This window comes from Sphingomonas sp. P3_C5 (genome assembly GCF_056402635.1).
This window is the reverse complement of record NZ_JBFUHA010000003.1, coordinates 416,989-433,610: the sequence shown is the minus strand read 5'-3', so window position 1 is coordinate 433,610 and position 16,622 is coordinate 416,989. Positions and strand designations below refer to the sequence as shown.

General features: G+C 66.2%; 19 protein-coding genes. 10 read left to right on the top strand and 9 right to left on the bottom strand.

Annotated features, from left to right (window positions below; genetic code table 11):
* Positions 1-15: 15 nt before the first annotated feature.
* The 5 genes from AC1DVS_RS11060 to AC1DVS_RS11040 are packed head-to-tail and all read left to right on the top strand — an operon-like array spanning position 16 to position 3,262.
* Positions 16-366: a hypothetical protein gene (locus tag AC1DVS_RS11060; RefSeq protein ID WP_478022900.1), complete on the top strand. Its 351-nt coding sequence runs from the start codon at positions 16-18 to the stop codon at positions 364-366.
* Positions 363-953, top strand: coding sequence for a FliH/SctL family protein (locus AC1DVS_RS11055; protein ID WP_478022898.1), 591 nt, complete (start codon positions 363-365; stop codon positions 951-953). Before AC1DVS_RS11060 ends, AC1DVS_RS11055 begins: the two co-directional genes overlap by 4 nt.
* Positions 950-2,281: a FliI/YscN family ATPase gene (locus AC1DVS_RS11050; RefSeq protein ID WP_478022897.1), complete on the top strand. Its 1,332-nt coding sequence runs from the start codon at positions 950-952 to the stop codon at positions 2,279-2,281. The genes AC1DVS_RS11055 and AC1DVS_RS11050 overlap by 4 nt, the downstream gene beginning before the upstream one ends.
* Complete coding sequence (locus AC1DVS_RS11045; RefSeq protein WP_478022896.1) at positions 2,268-2,720, top strand: hypothetical protein; 453 nt, start codon at positions 2,268-2,270, stop codon at positions 2,718-2,720. The genes AC1DVS_RS11050 and AC1DVS_RS11045 overlap by 14 nt, the downstream gene beginning before the upstream one ends.
* Positions 2,717-3,262: a hypothetical protein gene (locus AC1DVS_RS11040; protein ID WP_478022894.1), complete on the top strand. Its 546-nt coding sequence runs from the start codon at positions 2,717-2,719 to the stop codon at positions 3,260-3,262. Before AC1DVS_RS11045 ends, AC1DVS_RS11040 begins: the two co-directional genes overlap by 4 nt.
* Here AC1DVS_RS11040 and AC1DVS_RS11035 read toward each other — a convergent pair.
* Both AC1DVS_RS11035 and AC1DVS_RS11030 read right to left on the bottom strand, forming a co-directional pair.
* Complete coding sequence (locus AC1DVS_RS11035) at positions 3,226-4,128, bottom strand: DUF1521 domain-containing protein (protein WP_478022892.1); 903 nt, start codon at positions 4,126-4,128, stop codon at positions 3,226-3,228. The genes AC1DVS_RS11040 and AC1DVS_RS11035 overlap by 37 nt on opposite strands.
* Positions 4,125-4,598: a hypothetical protein gene (locus tag AC1DVS_RS11030; protein ID WP_478022890.1), complete on the bottom strand. Its 474-nt coding sequence runs from the start codon at positions 4,596-4,598 to the stop codon at positions 4,125-4,127. Before AC1DVS_RS11030 ends, AC1DVS_RS11035 begins: the two co-directional genes overlap by 4 nt.
* A gap of 126 nt (positions 4,599-4,724) precedes the next feature.
* On the opposite strand from AC1DVS_RS11030, the gene AC1DVS_RS11025 reads away from it, so the two are divergent.
* Entirely contained in the window at positions 4,725-5,108 is a 384-nt protein-coding gene (locus AC1DVS_RS11025; RefSeq protein WP_478022889.1) for a hypothetical protein, read from the top strand.
* An 11-nt stretch (positions 5,109-5,119) separates the two neighbouring features.
* On the opposite strand, the gene AC1DVS_RS11020 is transcribed toward AC1DVS_RS11025, so the two are convergent.
* The 5 genes from AC1DVS_RS11020 to AC1DVS_RS11000 form a co-directional block, all read right to left on the bottom strand.
* Positions 5,120-5,440 (bottom strand): hypothetical protein, encoded by a 321-nt coding sequence (locus tag AC1DVS_RS11020; protein ID WP_478022887.1) that lies wholly within the window; start codon positions 5,438-5,440, stop codon positions 5,120-5,122.
* Entirely contained in the window at positions 5,437-6,750 is a 1,314-nt protein-coding gene (locus tag AC1DVS_RS11015; protein WP_478022885.1) for a phage tail tip lysozyme, read from the bottom strand. Before AC1DVS_RS11015 ends, AC1DVS_RS11020 begins: the two co-directional genes overlap by 4 nt.
* Positions 6,751-7,009: 259 nt before the next feature.
* The gene (locus AC1DVS_RS11010; RefSeq protein WP_478022883.1) at positions 7,010-7,285 is read right to left on the bottom strand and encodes a hypothetical protein; all 276 of its coding nucleotides are present in this window, start codon (positions 7,283-7,285) and stop codon (positions 7,010-7,012) included.
* A gap of 63 nt (positions 7,286-7,348) precedes the next feature.
* The gene (locus AC1DVS_RS11005; protein WP_478022881.1) at positions 7,349-8,272 is read right to left on the bottom strand and encodes an ankyrin repeat domain-containing protein; all 924 of its coding nucleotides are present in this window, start codon (positions 8,270-8,272) and stop codon (positions 7,349-7,351) included.
* 69 nt (positions 8,273-8,341) lie between these two features.
* Positions 8,342-9,280, bottom strand: coding sequence for a Tle-like phospholipase domain-containing protein (locus AC1DVS_RS11000; RefSeq protein WP_478022879.1), 939 nt, complete (start codon positions 9,278-9,280; stop codon positions 8,342-8,344).
* Positions 9,281-9,471: 191 nt separating this feature from the next.
* Between AC1DVS_RS11000 and AC1DVS_RS10995 the strand changes: the two genes are divergently transcribed.
* Genes AC1DVS_RS10995 through AC1DVS_RS10985 form a run of 3 tightly spaced genes read left to right on the top strand, consistent with a single transcriptional unit; the run spans position 9,472 to position 12,020 of the window.
* Entirely contained in the window at positions 9,472-10,350 is an 879-nt protein-coding gene (locus AC1DVS_RS10995; protein ID WP_478022877.1) for a DUF1521 domain-containing protein, read from the top strand.
* A 24-nt stretch (positions 10,351-10,374) separates the two neighbouring features.
* A complete protein-coding gene (locus tag AC1DVS_RS10990) occupies positions 10,375-11,592 on the top strand; it encodes a DNA/RNA non-specific endonuclease (RefSeq protein WP_478022875.1) in 1,218 nt (405 codons plus the stop codon).
* Positions 11,589-12,020, top strand: a complete 432-nt coding sequence (locus AC1DVS_RS10985; protein WP_478022873.1) for a hypothetical protein — start codon at positions 11,589-11,591, stop codon at positions 12,018-12,020. Before AC1DVS_RS10990 ends, AC1DVS_RS10985 begins: the two co-directional genes overlap by 4 nt.
* Positions 12,021-12,205: 185 nt before the next feature.
* Here AC1DVS_RS10985 and guaA read toward each other — a convergent pair whose 3' ends face one another.
* Both guaA and AC1DVS_RS10975 read right to left on the bottom strand, forming a co-directional pair.
* A complete protein-coding gene (gene guaA, locus AC1DVS_RS10980) occupies positions 12,206-13,762 on the bottom strand; it encodes a glutamine-hydrolyzing GMP synthase (protein ID WP_478022871.1) in 1,557 nt (518 codons plus the stop codon).
* Between the two features lie 176 nt (positions 13,763-13,938).
* The gene (locus AC1DVS_RS10975) at positions 13,939-14,631 is read right to left on the bottom strand and encodes a hypothetical protein (RefSeq protein WP_478022869.1); all 693 of its coding nucleotides are present in this window, start codon (positions 14,629-14,631) and stop codon (positions 13,939-13,941) included.
* Between the two features lie 224 nt (positions 14,632-14,855).
* Between AC1DVS_RS10975 and AC1DVS_RS10970 the strand changes: the two genes are divergently transcribed.
* Complete coding sequence (locus tag AC1DVS_RS10970; protein WP_478022867.1) at positions 14,856-16,610, top strand: hypothetical protein; 1,755 nt, start codon at positions 14,856-14,858, stop codon at positions 16,608-16,610.
* Positions 16,611-16,622: the final 12 nt, after the last annotated feature.

The window sequence follows — 16,622 nt, the reverse complement described above, 5'->3', positions numbered from 1 at the left end:
GCGGATCTGGCCAATGTGCCTGATTGGCTGGCGGAGCCGGCCGAATACCAGCATAAGGTCGCGCTGCTCGCGGCGCTGTTGCGGCATCGCCCTGCGATCGACGCTGAACTGTCAGGCCCCCGGCTGGCGGCTCTCGCAGCGGCGGTGGGTGAGGATCTGTTCGACGCTGCCTGCGAGGCCCCTGTCCCGGACACCGCCGCCGATGCGAGCCTGCCGCCACCCGAACGCCTCGCCGCCGAAGGACAGGCACTGCTGCATGCCGCACTCCCTGTTCCCTTCGCCGATCGCTTCCCCGGTGCGCGCGACGACGCGGCCGCTCGCGATCTGGTCCGGCGGGCGAGCGCGATCGCCGAGGCACTGGCATGACCTTCCATCTCGTTCATGCCGATGCGAACGGCTTGCTCGCCAGCGACAGGGCGGTGATCAAGCGTGCGGAGCGAATCGACTTCACCGATGCCGCCGCCCTGCTCGAGGCCGCTTCGGCGATCCGTGACCGTGCCTCCGCCGAGGCTGAACAAGCGCGCGCCGCCGGCCGCGCGGAAGGGCTCGCCGAGGCGAAAGTTGAGATCGAAACCCGTATCGCCGAACAGGTCGCCGGTTTCGCCGCCGCCGTGGAGCGGCATGCGGAGGCACGCCGTGCCGATGTCGCGGAGGCGGCCTATGCCGCAGTCCGCGCGATCGTCGGCGAGCTCGACGATGAATTCCTCCTCGCCCGCATCGTAGACCGCACGCTCGCCCGCCTGCCCACCGAGGGACCGGTGGCGATCGCCGTCGCGCCGGCAATGGCCACACGGCTCGGCGTACACATCGCGGCGCTGAGCCACGTCACCATCGCCGGTGATCCGGCTCTGGGCTCGACCGAATGTCATTTGCGCACCAGCGCCGGCCAGGTGATCGCCAGCCTCGACGTGCAGCTGGATAGCCTCGCGCGGCGCTGGGGGGTGGCGCCATGACCGCCCGGCTCGACACGCTTTCCCTCGTCCGCGCGCTCGATGCCGCGCCGATGTTCGAGCAACATGGCCGCATCGTCGGCGCCCTCGGCACGACCCTTCGCGTCACCGGAGTCCGTGCGCGGATCGGCGAGACGTGCGAGATCGTGGATGCCGAGACGGGCTTTGCGCTGTTTGCCGAGGTAGTCGGCCTTGCGGATGGCGGAGCGATCCTGACGCCGCTCGGCGATCTGCGCGGCCTGTCGCTCGACAGCGACGTGATCCTGCGCAGCGGCGACGATCGCACCCCTTGCGGCCCCGACATGTTCGGGCGCGTGCTCGATGCGCGGCTCCAGCCGCTGGACGGACTGGGGCCGATCCGGCGCGGCGGGGACCGGCCGATCCACGGCGCCGCACCCAATCCGATGGCGCGCCGGCCGATCGATGCAGCGATGGAGACCGGCATCCGCGCGATCGACGGTCTTTTGACGATCGGTGTTGGCCAGCGGGTCGGTATTTTCGCCAGCGCCGGCGTCGGCAAGAGCAATTTGCTCGCCAATCTCGCGCGCGGGGCGCGCTGCGACGCGATTGTCATCGCGATGATCGGCGAACGAGGCCGGGAGGTGCGCGAATTCATCGAAGAGACCCTTGGGCCGGAAGGCCTGGCCCGATCGGTGGTGATCGTCGCGACCTCCGACCGCCCGGCGATGGAGCGCGTGCGCGCCGCCCATGTCGCCACCGCCATTGCCGAGGGGCTGCGCGAAGAGGGCCGTCATGTCCTGCTCCTGATGGACAGCGTCACGCGCTTCGCGCGTGCACTGCGCGAGATCGGCCTGGCGGCCGGCGAGCCGGCGGTGCGGCGCGGTTTCCCGCCATCGGTCTTCGCCGAACTCCCGCGACTGTTCGAACGCACCGGCGCATCGGCCGAGGGCGCGATCACCGCGCTCTACACCGTGCTGCTCGAGGAGGAGGACGGTGACCCCATCGGAGAGGAGGTCCGATCCTTGCTTGACGGCCATATCGTCCTGTCACGAAAGCTTGCCGCGCGCGGCCATTATCCCGCGATCGATGTCCTCGGCAGCCTGTCGCGGCTGTTCCCGCGCCTCGCCTCACAGGCGCAGCAGCGTGCCGCCACCGGGCTGCGCGCGATGCTCGCCCGGCTGGATGAGATCGAACTGCTCGTCCAGATGGGCGAATATGAGCCAGGCCGCGACCGTCTCGCCGATCGTGCGCTGGCGGAGCGGGATTCCATCAGCGCCTTTCTGCGCCAGTCCCGCGACGATCATAGTGCTTTGGCGGAATGCATCGCGAGGCTGCGCACTTTCGAGGAGATCGACCATGGCCGCCGTTGAACAGGGCGAAAAGCTGGTGCGCATCGCCCATGTGCGCGGCCTGCGGCTTGCCCGGGCCGCGGCCGACGCGCGCGCCACCGCGGAGCAGGCAGACGACGTGGCCGAACGTGCGCGCGCGCATCACGCGGCTGCTGCGGCGGAGCGCCTGGAGGCCAGGCGTGCATTCGAGAAGACACCCGGCTGCAGCCAGGCTCGGCTCTGGCTCGACCGGACGATCGCACTGGAGGCGAGCGCAGCGGCGCAGCTTGCCGACCGATTGGCGCGGTGCGATCTGGCGCGCGACGCCCATGTCGAAGCCGTGCGTGCCGTCGGGCGCCACCAGTTGCGCAGCGACACCATCGCGGATCACCGGCGTTTGGCCATCCGGGCGCGGCAACGGGTTGCGGAAGACCGGTTGGAGGCTGATTTGCCGCCGCGCCGGCAAGCGGGCCTGGCATGACCGCCGCCCCGCCGCCGCGCCCGCAGATGGCGCCCGCAATCCGACCCGGGCGGGACAACCGGCCGGCCGAACCCCAGCCTGCGCACCAGCGCGCCTTTGCCGACGCGCTCGCGCGCAACGGCGCAAAGGCCTCCAAAAAGCCGCTTGCGGAGGACAATGGCATCCTCTCCGCGGTTGCCATGCCGCGCGACTTCGCCGCAGTGCCCGTACAGGAATCGACTGCCACCGCGGGCGACGTCGACGCGATGCTCCACGCCCATCTCGATCGGATTGCCGCGGCCATCGCGGAAGTCGCGAAGAGCGGTGCCGAGCCGCAGGTGCAGCTCTCCTTGCCGCTTGGCGCCTATCGCATCGAGGGCGCGGTGCTGGGGCGCGATCTGGCCGGGCAGATCAACGTGCTGCTGATCCCCACTGGCGCGGTGCCGCCAGCCATGGCCGCGCAGTGGAGCGAACAGCTCAACGAACGCCTGCTGAGGCGGGATATCCGGGTCGGACGGGTCGGGGTTCAGGCCCCGGCGCGGCGGCCCGTCTCCCCGGCATAGAGCGCGATCGCGCGGTGCACTTCCGTGCTGCTGTCGCGCCGCGCTGCCGCACTGCTGTTGTTGCGACCGATCGTCAGCATCAGCGAATCGATCTGGTTGTACGTCACGAAGCTGGAGATCGCGCGGGAGATCTCGCCGAGGCTGAGCGTCGTCCTGCCTGGGCCGTAGCGTCGGCCTGGTCGGGTCTGGTCCATCACGGTCTGCGTGATCGCGCGGCCATATTCGTCGCTCCACCGACCGGTCAGGTCAGTGACAATGGTCAGGCCATCGCGGGTGGCAGCGTCGATCGCTTCGCCGTCGAGGCTCTGGACCACCGCGAGATCGCCCAGCGTCTCCTGCGAGACGCCGGTGATCACCATCGCGCGGTCGGCCTGGGTGACGGTCAGCCGGTCGAGCCGGAACAGGTCGGCGATCGCGGCGTCGGCCGCGGTCTCCATGGTGATCTTGGTGCCGTTGCCGAGCTCGACGCTGGTCGTGCCCCAGAAGCGCGCGGCGTCGGCACCGTCCAGGGCGATCTGCGCTGCGCCCCACACCAGCAGCGATTCCCCCGTTGCGGCGTTGGCCACGAACACCGCCGATTGTCCCTCGTCGATCGTCAACGAATAGCCGTCGCTGAGATCGAAGACGATTCCGCCGACGGAGATCGCCTTCACCTCGAACGCCGGCGGCCCCGACACCGCCGGCAGGTCCTCCGACGGAGCGACATACAGCGCGATGTCCGTAGCGTCGGGCAATGCCGCCGTGGCGCTGGCCGGCGCGGCGATCGGATCGAGCAGCACCACGCTCGCCACCAACGGCGCCGATCCGTCCGACAGAAGGATGGCGATGCTGTCAGGTGCCGATGCCGAAGCGATCGGGTCGCTCACCAAGGGGCGTCCTCGCGCAACCGGAAGATCCCGGCATTGATCGCGGCGAGCGCATAATCCGAGTCGGTCGAACCGGCGCGGCCATCACTGTCGACCAGGTCGAAGTGCAATCCAGCGACGGCGCCGACCGCGCGGCTGCCCGGCTTGGCCGCGATCAGGGCGGCCGCCTCGGCGGCGAATTCGTGGAGCGCCCTGCTCAGCCGTCCGGCATCCGCCGGCGTGCCGCCGAGCGCGGTGGCGAGCTCCGCCGCGATCTCGCCGACACCATATGCGTCGTTCGCCGATCCGCCGGGATAGCCACCCCGCGCGTCGGGATCGACGAGGCCGAACTCCCGGCTCAGGGTCGTCGCAACGCGGTTGGCGATCCTGGTCATTGCCGACGTTGCCTGCGCGCCGGGCCCGCCGTCACCGCCGTCGATTCCCGAGAGGGAGACCCGCTCGCTGCGGCCCGTGTTGATGGGATTGATCATCGGTCAGAACTCGTCGGACGGTTGGAACATGTTGTCGTAAATAGCGCTTTCGGCCGCTCCGCGCGCTCAACGAATCGCTTAGGGCATAGTATGTCGAGATCCTGGCCGCATGCGCAGGAGCAGGACATGATCGGTGCCGTCGTCGCGACCATTCTGGCCAGCACTCCCCTGCACGGGGCGGAGCGTGCGGCGGTTCTGAACGCCGCGCGCCAGCCGGTCGTCAGTCGCCTTGGCAAACCGGTCAAGTTTCTCGTGCGGACGCTCGGTCGCGATGGCGACTGGGCCTTTCTCATTGCCGCGATGCAGGACCAGGCCGGGCGGCCGATCTCCTATGCCGGCACGGCGCTCGCCTCCGCGGAGGCGGAGGGGGCCGTTTCGAAGGATTATGTGGCGCTGCTGCGGCTTACCGGCGGGCGCTGGCGCGTGGTGGATCAGGCCGTCGGCCCGACGGATGCTGCCTGGGAGGATTGGCCGACGCGGCATGGCGCGCCGCGGGCATTGTTCCCCTGATCAGCCTCTGATCAATAGGTCCCATGCTCGTTGCCGCGCGTCCAATATTGGAAGCTGCGGTTGAGCGTGCGGGCGGAAAAGGTCACGTTGCCGCGGTTGAGCTCATAGCCCATCGCCGGCGCGCCATCGAGCGTGCCCGACCACCACCCCGAACCGCGCTTGCCGACGAACACCGTTCGGTGCCCGCCCTTGGCGCGCGCGCGCAACGTCGTCGCGCCGTCCTTTCCGACCGAGAAAGTAACCACGCAGGGCTCGGGCGCGGCGGTGTCGAACACGCAGGTCGCCAGCTCGGGCGGCGCCGCGGCGAGCACCAGCAACAAAGCGCCGATCACCGCTGGAAGATCGCGTTGGCCAGTTGCGCCCGGTGCGCCGAATCCCCGACGATATCGGCTGGCCGCTCATAATAACGGCACACGGTCGCCGCGGCATCGCCGGCGTTGTTGGCTTGGCGCAGCCTGTCGCCTGCGCCCCGTTCCGACGTGGTCAGCTCATGCTGGACGAAGCGCAGCTGCTCCTCAAAGGTCGAGCTGCGAATGTCATGGCCGGACCAGGCCTGGAAATCCGCCTGGCGCGGCCCTTCCCATTGGCCGAGCCCATAGCCGGGTCCGCCGCCATGTTGACGGATATTGGCCTCCATTCCGCTCTCGGCATCCAGGTTGGCGACGATCCCCGCCGCCTGCGCGCGGGTCCAGCCCTGGCCCTGGAAATAGGCCATGGCCTGGTCGATGCGGCCTTGGCGGCTGGCCGAGGCGGGACCGACCGGTCCGGTATCGTTCGCGGCAGCGGGGGTGCTGGCTTGTGCACTGGCCGGCGCCCGCAGGATCTTGCCACCGTTCGACAGCGCCCAGGAGAGGCTGCCATAGGACACTTGCTGGGTGCCGTCGGCATTGCGGTTGTTGGACCCGATCGTCTGGCCATTGCCGGCATAGAGCACGGTATGCGACACGCCCCCGCCCTGGATGATGACGACATCGCCGGGCCGCGCCTGCGACGCGCTCACCTCGGTCCAGCCGCGCTCGCGCAAGGTGCTGTTGAGCTGCGCAACCGAATCCGTGTGAAGGTTGCCGGGCAGTTGCCCTGCCTCGGTCAACACCGCCGACACGAAATTCGCGCAGCACACATTGGCCGGGACATTGGCGTTCATCGGCAGATTGTCGCTGCGGTCGCCCCGCAGGTCGGCGGCATTGCGGCCGAGATACTGTTTCGCGATGTCGGCTGGATTGCGTCCGCCCCCGGCCGGCGCCGGTCCGTCGACTCCATCGGCTGCACCGGTGCCGCGCGTTCCCGATCCCCCGAGCTGCAATATCTGGCCGGGCCGGATCAGGTTCGGATTGACCAGCCCATTGTCGAGCGCGAGCGTATGCCAGTCGAGGCCGAATTGCGCCGCGATGCCCGAGAGTGTCTCCCCGGCATGCACCGTATAGGTGCCGCGCGCTGCTGCGCCGCTGGGGATCGACACAGTCTGCCCGGGGAAGATCAGGTTGGGATTGGCGATCTGCGGGTTGGCCGCCCGCAACGCGGCGAGCGAGACGCCGTGCATGGCGGCGATGCCGGACAGCGTGTCGCCACGCTGAACCGGATAGCGCGAACTGTCACCGACGCTCTGTGTTTGCGGGCGTGCCGCAGTGACCGATTCGACCAATGTCGCCTCCATCGATTGTCGCAGCAGAGGTCCCACAGCGAGCGCCGGCTGTCTCTCAACGAATCGTTTAGAGCGGGCTGCGCAAAACCTGCTCCGGCGACCGGGAATGCGCTGGATCGATTCAATTGTGGCTGAGAGTGTGGGAGGGCGAGAGCGGGCGGGATGCTGTCTCGGTTCCGCTGCTCTTTGAAATGACCGTTTTAGTATCTGCCAGCCCGGCGGCGCTGCCACGCCGGCAATCCCGCTGTTATCGCCGCTGTTATTCCGCTGTTATTCCGCTGTTATCGCCGCTGTTCCCCGCTGTTATTCCGCTGTTCCCCGCTGTTCCCCGCTGTTCCCCGCTGTTATTCAATAACAGCGGGATCGCATACAAGCCATTGATAATGCATGATGAAATGGCCAGAAATCCAGCATAACAGCGGCGAAAAATAAAAGTCGCCGTTAACAGCAAGGAACAGCGGGAAATCTCGTTGTCGGATGCAAGCCCGTGGCTCGAAACAGCCTGCGCAAAATCGGTGATCCAGATTTCATGCACGGTGCTCTGGGATGCGCTCGGTTCGTCGTACGACGGGCGGAAACAAGGTTTTACAGGCTGGCCTCAGTTCGTTTTCCGCAACCGCGCCAGAACCTCCGGCGCCACGGTCATGCCCGCTTTCGCCATCGCCTGGGTCGGCCATTGGCCCGAGGCCACCATGTCACGAACGACCGCGCGATCAGGCGGCGGCCAGGCGAGACCGCTCGCTTTCGCCCGCTCGACGAGCCGCGCGCGCGCCGCCTGTATCTCCGGGCCGGTAAAGGCGATGGGCGCGGCGAGCAGTTCGTGCGCCGCCATGCTGCCGTCACCGGCCACGCTCCACAAAGTGCCGCCCTTCTCCACCAGCAACTCAGCGATGTCGGCCTGCTCCGCGTCGAGCGCCATGCGCACGCGATCGATGCCGAAATCGTCATGCCAGCGCGGGTCCGCACCATGCCGCAGCAGCGTCATCACACCGCCGATATGCGAAAAGGCGATTGCCGATCGCATCGCATCCTCGCCCCCCGGCAATCGCTGCGGATCGGGCGAGGCGCCGGCGCGCAGCAGCATCTCCGCCATGTCGGGCGTATCGGCGAGCAGGGCGAGCGTCAGCGCGTTGCCGGGTTTCACGCCGTTCGCGGGCATGCCCGCCTCGATCAGCATCGCGATGGCATCCCGGTCGCAGCGGGACACCGCCAGGGCGAGCAGATCGCCATATTGGCCGTCGGGCGGCGAGGTCGTACGCGCATCCTGCACGACCATGGTGCCGATCAGCCGCGGATCGCGGGCGAGCATGGCGCGCGCATCCTCGACCCGCCCGTCGAGAACGGCCTCGGCGAGAGCCCGTCCCGAACCGCCATTGCTCATATGGGCCAGCACCCGGGTTCGATCGGGCAGCACGACGGTATTGCGGCGGGTGAAGCAGGAAGTTTCGCTGGCCATGCCGCATCCCCCGGTCGCCACGATCGCCAGCATCATGGCGATGCCGATGCAACGATAGCGGTTCATCACCCGATCCCTAGGACGGCGCCGGACCGGCGTGAACCATCAATTTCCATGTCGTGACGGAGCTCCCCGTTACTGCGACGGCATGCTGCTCAGCACCCAATTCATGCCGTGACGGGCGACGGGATTGTCCTGATACCAGTGCGTGCCCTCGGGCCGAACCGCATCGAGCGGAATGCGGGTGCCATAGGCTTCCGGCGCGTCGGCCAGGATCGCCCCGGGCACCCCGCCGAAGATCGCCCCGAGCACGCGGTCGCCACCATCCTGCACCGCCGAGAGAATCTCGCCGCGCACGTAGAAAGCGCTGATCTCTCCAGCGCGCCCGATCCCCGCCGCGCTGCGGACCGTCTCTGCCTGGCGGATCGTCGTTGCGCTCAGGCCCGCGGCGTTGAACGTCGTCGCATCGCGCCCGCTCGCCAGTGCCGCCGCCGAGGCGAGCCCGCCGCCCAGCGAATGGCCGGTCAGCGTCACGTCCGCTTCCGAATTGCGGGCCAGCGCCTTCCCGATCAGCAATGCGCGCGCATATTGGTCGGACGGCAGGCCCACCGCCTGCTGTGCGTTGGCTTTCCAGTCGCTGCCGTCGGTCGAGCCGCGAAAGCTGACGACGTAGCGTGCCCCTTCCCCCTCGGCGACATAGACGCGTGCCCGAAAGGCGCTTTGCGCGGAGCTCAGATCCTGGCTCCGCAAACCGAGCTGCGACAGATCGGCGTCGGTCGCGACGCGATAGCCCGCCGGCGGCGCCGCCACGTCATTGTAGACATCGGCCGCCATCGCCGCGAGTTCACGTGCTGCCGGGCCACCCGCGCGGGCGATCGCTTCCGTGGGCGCTGCCTGGTTCAGCTGGATCGGTGGCGGCGATTGTTGCCACACCAGCGCTTCGCGCGCGGGAATCAGGTGCGCCTGGAATTCGCTGTTCGCCGTCTCGCGCAGCCGGGCAGCCACCGCACCGGACGGGGCGATACCGTGAATACCGCGGACCACATTGGGGGCCAGGCTGGCGGCTGTCGTCATCCGTCCGCGATCCTTTCGTCGCACCCCGCAAAGCGGGCAGGTTCGTCAGGTCGGTGCCATGCGCCGCCGCCTCTGTCGCTAGACGATTCGTTTAGGCGATCTAAGCGATCCGTTGAGTGAAGCGCCTGCCCTGTCATGCCACCTCTTCCGTCGATGGCGGCCGTCCCGGGCCGTTGCGATGGAGAAATGGCATGACGACGATTGCCACGGGCCAGACGGCCCAGTTCGCCACGAACGCCGATCTGGCGCTGCGCGGCAGTTCGCTGATGTTCGCCGCGGGCATCCTCGCCGGCGCCTCTCGACCGCTCGGTGCGGGACCCTTCGCCTTCGCGGCGCTGCCGGCTGCGTTCGCCATCCGCCTCGGCACGCTGGCACAGGGAACCAGCCTCGCCCAGCTGCAAAAGACGCCGGGCTTCACCGCGCAGGTTACTGGCCAGAGCACGGCGAAGATCGACCTCGGCGACGGCTATCGGCTCGAGATCGACGAGCGCAACAGCCAGATGACCATCTTCAACGAAAAGACTGGCGAGAACACGCGCATCTGGGGCGATCCGCATGTCGATGTGAACGGGTCGCACCAGTTCGACTTCTATGGGACCACGACTTTCGAGCTCGCCAACGGCACGAAGATCACGATCAATACGGAACCCTATGCCGCAAACCCCAATGCCTATCTCGCCAGCCAGGTCGTGGTGACGAAAGGCAGCAACGCAGTCGTCATCGACGGGATCAGCCAGAACCGGATCGGCGATCTCGCCGTTTCCGTCTCGACCAACGGCTACGCGATCGACGCTGCGCATCGCGACGGCTTCACTGTGCACGAACAGACCGGCGGCTGGCAGACAGAATTCGGCCAGACCGTGACCCAGGCGGAGGCCGACATCACGCGACCGGGCCAGATGTACGGCCCCGACAGCACAGCGTTGAGCCTCGCCGAGGCGGGCACCGCGATCGGCACCTTCCTGTTCCTCGGGAGCCTGTTCGGCGGCATCGGCTTCGACGCCTCGGCACGAGCAAGATTCGGCAATCCGGAATCCACCCGGGTGCTGCGCCAGCTGCTCCTCGCCTGAATTCTCGATCGACAGGAGAACCCCATGGTTGGCGGCGTTAACAGCATCACCGACGCGGCAAGAAGCCTCAGCAACGCCAGTGGCCTGGGCGAGGCGCTGGTCGTGGCGAATCGCACCTCTCACGGCGTCGATGTGGGCGGCCTGACCCGCGACCTTGCTGAACTGTCGCTGCGCGATCCGAAGGGCGCGGCGAACGCGATCGAGGCTGCCCGCAAGGATCTCTCGCCGGTCCAGCAGGGCGAGTTCGACCGGCTGATGCCCGACGCGATCTCGACCCGACAGCGTGCGAACAATGCCGCGCCGGGCGGGCTCACCGATGCGCAGAAGGAGCTCGCGCTCGACCTGACCCAAATGGGTCTCGACGTGGCCGGGCTGTTCGATCCGACGCCGATCTCGGACGGCGCCAACGGGGTCATCTCGCTGCTGCGCGGTGACTGGCTCGGTGCCGGCATCTCAGCCGTCAGCATGATCCCCTATCTCGGCGACGCAGCCAAGCTGGGCAAGCTCGGCAAATGGGGCGAGACGGTGATGAAGGCGGTTCAACTCGCCAAGACCGACAGCGCCTTCGCCAAGGCCGTGGGCCCGGCCCTGAGCAAGATCTCGGACGCGATCGGCGCCGCGCCCCAGGCGGTGCTTGATCGGCTTCCGCAATCCGCGCGCGACACCCTTGGCGGCATGAAGCGCGAGATCGACCAGCTTGGGGCTGTTGCAGCGAAGAAGGCGGACGACGTCGCCGCCGCTGGCGTACATAGCGCAAAGGTCGGCGACAACAGCGTCACCTGGACGCTCGATGCGAGCGGCCGGCCGACGTCAGCCTCGGCCACCCTGTCCGAACTCCAGCCCAAGGGGGCCGCGCGCGGGAGCGACGAGCTATCCGCGCAGGACAAGGTGCGCGGCCGCGGGCTCGACGACGACGATGCCGGCCACATCATCGGACACCGCTTCCTCGGCGATCAGGGCGTGCGGAACATGTTCCCGCAGAATTTCAACTTCAACCGCTCCGCCTACAAGACAATGGAGAATGAATGGGCCGCCTGGATCGACGCCGGCGGCACGGTCAAGGTCAACGTCGCGCTGAAAGGCGGCACCGCCGACCGACCCGCACAGGTCGGCGTCGTCTACGAGGTCCTGAACGCCCAAGGGAAACGGGTCTTCAAGAACAGCGAACTTTTCGATAATGCCGCGGGGCAGGTATTCGATCGTGTCTCGACCGCGGATATCCGCAAGTTGCTCGGCAAGTGAGCGGCGCCCCGGTTGCGACGTTTCTGGAGATGGTGGCGATGACCAGCGTGGCATTCGATCAGACCCGCGCCGATGCGCTGGTGAACGACATCGGCCAGATGGTGATCGCTGATGCCAATTATGCCACGCGCGACTGGACCGGCATCGCGCTGGTTATCGAGGTCGCCCAGCGCAAGCGCATGTACGGCTTCGTCTATCTCGCCGACGGCGAGTGGGAGGCCGAGACGCCCGACAGCTTCGATGTCATCGAGCGCGCGGTCGAGCTCAACGAGGTGATGGCGGGAGGAGGCAATGGCTGGACGCGCTGTCTTGTGCAAATCAGCCGCCCGGGACCGAAGGTGACGATCCGCTTCGACTACGACGATACTGGCGAATGGGTCGTGACGCCGGCCAATCACGCCGAGTTGGTCGACCGCCTCAAGCCGTGACAGTTCGCGACGATCGGCCGACACTCGAACCCGCAGGCTATCGATTTGAGTGTCAAATCGGATCACTTTAAATTCAGTATTTTACGCGAAGGGCAGCCGAGTTGATCATAGGGGCCAGATCCTGAATGAAAACAACGCAAACCTTGTAAACTCTACGAAACATGACGCAAACCTACGCTAGGCCGCTACTCCCACTCGATCGTGCCGGGCGGCTTCGAGGTGTAGTCATAGGTCACGCGGTTGATGCCCTTGACCTCGTTGACGATGCGGGTCGCCACGCGCGGGAGGAAGTCGCCGGGGAACTGGAAGGCGACCGCGGTCATGCCGTCGGTCGAGGTGACGGCGCGCAGTGCCAGGACATTGTCGTAGGTGCGGCCATCGCCCATCACGCCGACGCTCCGCACCGGCAGCAGCACCGCGAAAGCCTGCCAGATCGCGTCGTAGAGCCCGGCGTTGCGGATCTCCTCGAGATAGATCGCGTCTGCCTTGCGCAGGATATCGCAGCGCTCCTTCGTGACCTCCCCGGGGATGCGGATCGCGAGGCCCGGGCCAGGGAAGGGATGCCGGCCGACGAAAATCTCGGGCAGGCCGAGCTCGCGGCCGAGGACGCGGACTTCGTCCTTGAACAGTTCGCGGAGCGGCTCGACGAGCTTCATGTTCATCCGCTCAGGCAGGCCGCCGACATTGTGGTGGCTCTTGATCGTCACCGAGGGACCGCCGGTGAAGCTGACGCTCTCGATCACGTCGGGATAGAGGGTGCCCTGGGCGAGGAAGTCAGCGCCGCCGATCTTGCGCGCTTCCTCCTCGAACAGCTCGATGAACGCGCCGCCGATGAACTTGCGCTTGGCCTCGGGATCAGTCAGCCCGGCCAGGCCGCCGAGGAAGGCGGCCTCCGCATTCACATGGACGAGCGGGATATTGTAGCTGTTGCGGAACAGGCTGACGACCTGATCGGCCTCACCGCTCCGCATCAGGCCGTGGTCGACGAACACGCAGGTGAGCTGTTCGCCGATCGCCTCATGGATCAGCACTGCGGCCACCGCTGAATCGACGCCGCCAGACAGGCCGCAGATCACCCTGCCCTTGCCGACCTGCGCGCGGATCTCGGCGATCTTGGCGGCGCGGAATTCGGCCATGGTCCAGTCGCCGGTGAGGCCGCAGACGTGGCGGGCGAAATTGGCGATCAGCTTCGCGCCGTCCGGGGTGTGGACGACCTCGGGGTGGAACTGCATCGCGTAATAATGGCGCGCATCATCGGCGATCACCGCGAAGGGTGCGCCCTTGCTCGCGGCGACCGGGCGGAAGCCGGGGGCGAGCGCGGTCACCTTGTCGCCGTGGCTCATCCAGACCTGATGGGTTTCGCCTTCTGTCCAGAGGCCGTCGAACAGAGTGCAGCTATCGGTCACCTCGATCACCGCGCTGCCGAATTCGCCGCTGTCGCCGAGCGTCACCGTGCCGCCGAGCTGCGCCATCAGCACCTGCTGGCCGTAGCAGATGCCCATGATCGGCAGGCCGCTGTCGAGAATCGCCTGGGGGATGCGGGGGCTGCCCTGCTCGAGCACCGAGGCGGGGCTGCCCGACAGGATGATGCCCTTGGGCGCCATGCGGGCAAAGGCTTCGTCGGCGCTGTTGAACGGCGCGATCTCGCTATAGACCCCCGCTTCACGTACGCGGCGGGCGATGAGCTGAGTCACCTGGCTGCCGAAATCGACAATGAGGATCGAGTCGCTGGGCTGTGTCATGCGGCCAGATACCAGATGCGCGGCTGACGGGAAGCCCCGGTGGACAGAGGCAGGAGGGTCGATCGCTGTTCGCTCCCGGCAATGAGATGCATTGTCACCGGGATCCACCGGGATCCTCCACGAGCGCAACGCCGTGCCCGGCAGCAGCGCGGGGTGCCGCGGTTGCGCGTGTCACCCTATGGGATCGGGCGATAGACGGGGGCGTAGACAATGGCGCAGCCGTCCCGCGGGGCAGAGGTGGGCGAGGTCGTTCCGGGGAACAGCGGCCCGGGCTCCGGCTCGGGCAGAGGCTCCGGCTCGGGCGGTGGCTCCGGCTCGGGCGGTGGCTCCGGCTCGGGCGGGGGTGCTGGCCTGGCGTCCGGCTCGGGTGGTGGCTGCGGCTCTGGCGGGGGCTCCGGCGCGGCGGCCGGTGGCGGTGGCTGGCGTGAGGGTATGGCTGGCGGCTGGTGATCCGCGACGCGGGCGAGCGCCCTTTCGATCATTTCCTTGGCAGTGGGATCGCTCTTAACCTCCTCGCGGATCTGCCATTTCCTCGGCTGGCGGACGCGGAGCCAGTGCAGCGCGGCGTTGGGATCGGGCGGGAAATGGTGCGTGTAGGTGGCGTAGACCGGCTTGTCGTCGCCGGCGTGCTTGAAGACCTTGGTGCGCTCGACGCTGCACCCCACGGCGCGGGAATAGAGCGCGCGTTCGACCCGAGCATCGGCGTGCTCCTTGCCGACGACCACGGCTTCGGCGAACTCCTCATGGGTGTTGCGCCAGCGATAGATGGTCCGCACGCAGACCTCGAAATGCTCGGCGAGTTCCTCGTCGGTGGCGCCGAGTTGGCACATCCTGCGGGCTTGCTCCACGAATTCTGGTTTGTAGATCATGGCGCTGTGGATAGCGCGGGTGGGGTTGGGGTTGAATCAAGGGCGGCGGAGGCAAAATGTCAGTAGGGTTCTGACTGTTTTGGTTGGGCATGTCTTGAATAATTATTATTATAATTCAATTATATAAGGGTAATATAAGTGCACTGTCACGGAATTCGCATGGCGCTGCAATCCAGGCCATCGATTGTGCTAGGCGTTTGCGATATCTCTAAGAGGCGGCCGCCATGATCAATTATCTCGACGAATTCCCGATCCCTGCTGAGTTGCTGCCTCCGCGCCTTCTCGCGTTGCTGAAACCTGTGGGGACTGGGGGAGATCTCAGAGTTGATGTGACGACTCGTTTCGAGGTCGATCCGTACGGCCCGGGCCGCGAGTACGTCCACATGATCATGGCGCTCGATACGGATCCAGGGCCGGGGAAAGTTTCGAAATTCGATGAGACGGGGCACGGCGTGGTCTATTTCTCGCAGCCCGACGTGAACGAACTCGGACAGATCAAGGAATTCCAGCCGTCAGTTTCTGGCCTCGACTACCTTGTAGCGTCACAGGGGGGTGGGTCCTTTTATGGCTACCATTTGGCAGAAAAGGCGTGGATCGCTCTTGGTCTCACTCCGCGGGTGCTCGGCGGGGACACGCAAAAACTCGTCTACGACGACCTGTCGCTGCCCGAGTTCGGTGTCGCCGAAGGAGAGGTCTCCACCGAATACCACTATACGTCCAAGCGTAACGTGAACTGGTCTATGTCCAACGAGTATCTGCGTAGATATCTCTGGATGCGTGGAGCATATGGGGCTCGACTGTTCTTTTATCAAACACTGCTTCCGGACTGCGCCCAAATTCGGGATTTAATGCAGGGGAAACGGCACATCGCCCTAAGGCCTGAGGACAGTTGGTACGACGTCGACATCCGCGAACATAGCGGACGCCTTCTCATCCAGGTATGGGCGATGGTACACGCGGTCGCACCAGCCCTTTGCCCAACGCCCACCGCGGAAGGGCTTATTTGGCCGGGCATAGATGGAGCGATGACTCACGCGCGCGCCAATGCGCTGATCGCATCAACGCCTGTTTATCTCAACGACCGTTTTCTCGAGCGCTACGAGCAAAGCGGCTTCTTCGACACCGTTCCTACGAATGTCGAAAAAGCCTGGTTCTGCAGTCCCTCGTATCTTGGGCAATGGAGTTTCACCGACTGCATCCGGGTCGGCCGGAACATGATCCGCGTACCCATGCGCGAGCTCTACAAACCCAAGCCGGATCGTGAGATTCTTCATGCGCACGCACACGCGTTGACACCTGCAAAAGTCGCCGAGTTCGACCCAGGAGAGGAGCACATCGTCGCGAAGACAGGCCGACTTGCGTCCGAGTTGCTCAGGTTCGGAGAGGTGTTCGCTGCGATTGGGCAGAGTTTCGGAGATGACCGCGAGCCTGTCGACGTCGTCGGCATCTCGCGCACGGAAATTAATGCGAACGGTTGGCTCCACTACCCGGAATTGGTTAAGTTAGCTCAAGTCGCACCGATTGAAATGACTGAGCAGGCGTTCCTTTCGCGATGCAAGAGCATTCATGAGATCTGGCAAAAGATTCCAAACGCCTTCTTGCGCAATCTCTTGGTGGGAGCTGGGCACACTCGGGCAGACATAAAGGAACTTGGCAGCCTCAAGCTCCTCCAGGCCCTCACTAACGTCCTCGAGCGTCTCAACGGCGATGGTGAAGATCTCGATGCCTTCGGTGCAGGCGCCGATCCAGACGATCTGACGCGGCGAAACGCTTCGCTCGCCGCTCTCTTCATTAACAACAACCTCCGTATTGGCGATGCTCATGACGCAGGCGAAACGCTAGTACATCTAGAGGGCCTAGGTTTTGACATCGCCGCATTGAATCAGGGCTTCGGAAAGGCGCTCGACCACGTGTTCGACGGGACCATCTCCGCTTTCTCGCACATGAACGGACAAGCGGAAGCGATACTCGACCGTTGAGATTGATCATCG